This is a genomic window from Chitinophaga sp. (genome assembly GCF_036566945.1).
Classification (GTDB): Bacteria; Bacteroidota; Bacteroidia; order Chitinophagales; family Chitinophagaceae; genus Chitinophaga.
In genome coordinates, this window is sequence record NZ_DATCVJ010000453.1 from 1 (window position 1) to 3627 (window position 3627).

General features: G+C 44.7%; 3 protein-coding genes. All 3 read left to right on the top strand.

Annotation, left to right across the window (positions count from 1 at the left end):
• Nucleotides 1-186 precede the first annotated feature (186 nt).
• Nucleotides 187-1545 carry a TolC family protein gene (locus VIP81_RS13920; protein ID WP_331961573.1) on the top strand — a complete coding sequence of 453 codons (1359 nt, stop codon included), beginning with the start codon at nucleotides 187-189 and terminating at the stop codon, nucleotides 1543-1545.
• Nucleotides 1546-1589: 44 nt separating this feature from the next.
• Entirely contained in the window at nucleotides 1590-2660 is a 1071-nt protein-coding gene (locus VIP81_RS13925) for an efflux RND transporter periplasmic adaptor subunit (RefSeq protein WP_331961576.1), read from the top strand.
• A 41-nt stretch (nucleotides 2661-2701) separates the two neighbouring features.
• Nucleotides 2702-3627 (top strand): efflux RND transporter permease subunit (locus VIP81_RS13930; protein ID WP_331961579.1); only part of this gene is annotated, 926 nt, incomplete at its 3' end.

The following is a 3627-nucleotide window of genomic DNA, read 5'->3' on the forward strand; positions in this document are numbered from 1 at the left end:
TGCAGCTGGATGCAGCATTTGATCCGATACAATACCCGGCAGATCAGTTTGAAATGCACGCGGTAATGGAACAGGTAACCGCCCATTTTGTGTTGGGAATTGCCACGATCAAGGGACATAAACTGGCCAACCAGTATCTACAAATAAAAGAAGAAGAATAAAGTACTACGCTAACTGATTTAATTTATGAAGCGATTAAAGTTGACGCTTGTCCTCCTCCTGGGGATAGGGGTGTATAACGGCTATGCCCAAACGCAGCTGACCTTACAGGAAGCATTGAAGTTTGCATTAAGTAATAATAAGCAATTGGCTAAAACCAGAATGGACGAAGAAATGGGTAAGTATAAAACCCAGGAAGTCCGCTCCCAGGCTTTGCCACAGCTGAATGGTAATGCCTCTTACACAGATAACCTGATGCTGCAGAAATCACTTATTCCGGGCGCTGTATTTGGTAAACCACCTGATAGTTCTATCCTGGTAGCTTTTGGTGTTAAATACAACGCCACTGTTGGCGCAGAACTGAACCAACAAATCTTTAACAAGGCAGTATTTACCGGTCTGAAAGCAGCGCAAGCAGGAGAAGAATATTATAAAATCCAAACAGAGCAGTCTGTTGAAAACGTGATCTATAACGTATCTCAGCTTTATTATCAGTTGCTCGTAACACAGGAAAAAGTGATTACAATCAATAGCAATATTGAGAAATTGACGCAACTGGTAAGCGCTACTAAGTCACAGTTTGATAATGGCCTCGCCAAGAAAATTGACCTGGACCGTATCAAAGTGAATCTCACCAACAACCTTACGCAACGTACGCAACTGTTGAACCAGTATGCTACGCAAACCAATAACCTGAAACGGGTAATGGGTATGCCGCTGCAAACCATGTTTTTGCTGCCTCCAGCTTCTCTGAAGGATATTGAAAACAAGGCCTCCGGCGTATTACAGTACGATGATATGAACCTGTCCAACAGAACTGAATATAAATTACTGAAGAAGCAGGAAGAATTACAACTGTTTCAAAAGAAAGCTTATCTCGCAGAATATTATCCATCACTGTCATTGTTTGGAAGATATTCCTACAACGGGATGAGTCAGCAATACGCTTTTTCCAAAGATCCATCCAACTCTACCAGCTGGTTCGGCGCTGCCGCCATCGGCGTATCATTGAAGATACCCATCTTCGATGGTTTTGGCCGTCGCTCCAAAGTAAATCAGCAAAACGTTACCCTGCGTCAGTTAGGTAAACAACTGGAAGACACCGAACTATCACTCAGCGCAGATTATGAAAATGCCAAACTGATGGTGCGGAGCAATTTGTCTACCATCGGCACACAAAAGGAAAATATGGACCTGGCCAACGAAGTATATTATTCTACACAGAATAACTATAAACTCGGTCTGGCTGGTTTAACAGATCTGCTGAATGCAGAAACTTCCCTGGCAGATGCACAGAATAGCTACAACGAAGCCCTGTTACAGTATAAACTGGCAGAGCTGGAAATCATAAAAAGCAAAGGCGGTTTGAAAGACCTCCTAAACTAAACGTATAAACGAAAACAACGATAGAACAATCAAACTATTTGCAGATGAAAAAGTTTATAATCTGGGGCGTAGTGACAATAGGTGCAGTGGTACTGATCATGTGGAAGCTCAACGCTAATAAAAAAGCCAACGAAGCCAAAACTGAATTCGTAAAACAAAGTAATATTGGCGATATCCCAGTGCTGGTGCAGAAAGTAACCCGCAATGATTTTTCACAGGGCTTCCTGGCCAACGGTAACTTTGCGCCTGTTCGGGAACTGTCTTACCTGGCAGAAACTGCCGGACGTATTACCAAATTATTGGTAGATGAAGGTAGCGTAGTAAGACAGGGACAACCGATCGCTTATATCGATGCACAGATCGTAAGCACAGATCTCGAGTCTGCAAAAGCTAACCTCAATCAGCTGAAAGTAGATAAGGAAAGATATGAAAGCGCCTTCCAGACAGGTGGCGTTACACAAAAACAAATGGACGATGCCCGCCTGCAATACGACATCGCTAAAACACGCTACGAGGCCGCCAGCCGCCGTGTGAGCGACACGTATGTGAAAGCGCCTATCTCCGGTATCATCAACAAAAAATATATTGAACAAGGAGCTTACCTCTCTATTGGTAACAAAATGTTCGACATCGTAGATGTATCCCGCCTGAAACTGGCCGTATCTGTACCGGAAGGCCAGGTGGTAACACTTAAAACCGGCCAGAAAGTAGAAGTTACCAGCAACGTTTTCCCGGAAACAAAATATGAAGGTACCATCACCTTTATTGCTGCCAAAGGCGACAACTCCCTGAACTACCCGGTGGAAATGGAAGTAAGCAATGTAGAGGGCAAAGACCTGAAAGCAGGCATGTACGGTACTGCACACTTCGTAGATCCTAAAGCGGATAAAACTATTTTCATTGCCCGCACCGCTTTTGTTGGTGGTGTAAACAGCAACGAAATATATATCATGGAAGGTAACGTAGCGAAGAAACGCAAAGTGGTAGCCGGTCGTATTATTGGCGACCAGGTAGAAGTACGGGAAGGGCTGAACGAAGGTGATGTAGTGATTACCAGCGGTCAGATTAACCTGACAGAAGGCGCCACTGTAGCGGTTCAAACCGCCGCCAAGTAAGCGAGGAAAATGTATCTGGTGTTTGAACAAATTTTTGCAACATGAAGATTACTGAAGTATCGATAAAACGACCTACGATTGTGGTGGTGGTATTTACCATCCTCACCCTGTTGGGCGTGATGAGTTATAAATCGCTGAACTACGAGCTGTTGCCAAAGTTCAGTTCCCCGATTGTTACCATTGCTACTATTTACCCGGGAGCTTCTCCCAACGAGGTAGAAAGTAGTGTTACCAAAAAGATTGAAGATGCGATTGCCTCTATGGAGAAGATCAAAAAGATCACTTCCAAATCCTCTGAAAGTCTTTCTGTTATTACCGTTGAGCTGAATAACGACGCCGATGTGGATATTGCATTGCAGGATGCACAACGTAAGGTAAACGCCATCCTGGCGGACTTACCGGGCGATGCGAAACCCCCTTCTCTCAACAAATTCTCACTGGATGACTTACCGATCATGACGTTGTCTGCCACCGCTAAAATGGACGACAAGCAGTTTTATGACCTGGTAGATAAAAAGCTGCAACCTTTATTGTCCCGTTTACCGGGTGTGGCGCAGGTATCGCTGATTGGCGGCCAGGAACGCGAAATACAGGTGAACGTAGATCCGAAGAAACTGCAGGCATTTAATTTGTCCATTCTGCAGCTGCGTCAGCTGATCACGAACGCCAACCTGGATTTTCCAACCGGTAAAGTGAAAACAGCTAATGAGCAGATCCTGATCCGTTTGGCAGGTAAATACAAAAACGTAGATCAGCTCCGCAACCTGGTGCTGAAAACAACGGAAAACGGCACACAGGTGCGTTTAACAGACGTAGCCGATGTACAGGATGCCCAGAAAGATGCGGACCGTATTGCCCGCGTAGATGGCGTGAGCTCCATTGCATTACAGGTACAGAAACAAACGGATGCCAACGCGGTAACCGTGAGTGAGGAAATGAAAAAGGCAATCGGCAAAATTGAAAAAGA